At 35.2% G+C, this 546-nt stretch carries 1 protein-coding gene; it reads right to left on the bottom strand.

Annotated elements, in window-relative coordinates:
• Window positions 1–51: 51 nt before the first annotated feature.
• On the bottom strand, window positions 52–546 hold a 495-nt coding region (gene istB / locus AN964_RS25245), incomplete at its 5' end, for an IS21-like element helper ATPase IstB (RefSeq protein WP_055742531.1).

The raw sequence follows: 546 nt of genomic DNA, 5'->3' as shown, positions 1-546 counted from the left end.
TAAATGTCAACACAAATATGTACACTTTCGCTTGTATAAGAATGTACAAAATTACTCATTTTCTTTCGCTAAATGATTCTTTAAACGATAAGATTCTCCTACGATTGTAACGACTGTCGCGTGATGTAAAATTCGATCTAGAATTGCGTTTGCTAGCTTCGGCTCTTGAAAGATCTCATCCCATGATTTAAAGTTCACATTCGTTGTCAATATGGTACTTCGTTTTTCGTAACGCATGTCTATGAGTTGGAAAAAGAGCTTCGCATCTTCGGCATCAATCGGTAAATAACCTATTTCATCAATTATAAGTAGCTTGTATTTTGTATAATGCTTTAAACGAGCTTCTAATCGATTTTCTAGTCGTGCTCTCTTTAGATTTTGAATGAGGTCATGACACTTTATAAAATATGTACTAGTTCGTTTCTTTGCTGCTGTAATTCCGATGGAAGTTGCCAAATGGGTTTTCCCCACGCCACTTGGACCTAGAAAAACGATATTCTCATTCTTTTCAATAAAGCGAAGCGTTAAAAAGTCTAAAATCTGTTG

It is taken from the genome of Heyndrickxia shackletonii, assembly GCF_001420715.1.
Taxonomy (GTDB): Bacteria; Bacillota; Bacilli; order Bacillales; family Bacillaceae_C; genus Margalitia; species Margalitia shackletonii.
This window is presented reverse-complemented; position numbering and strand designations above follow the sequence as displayed.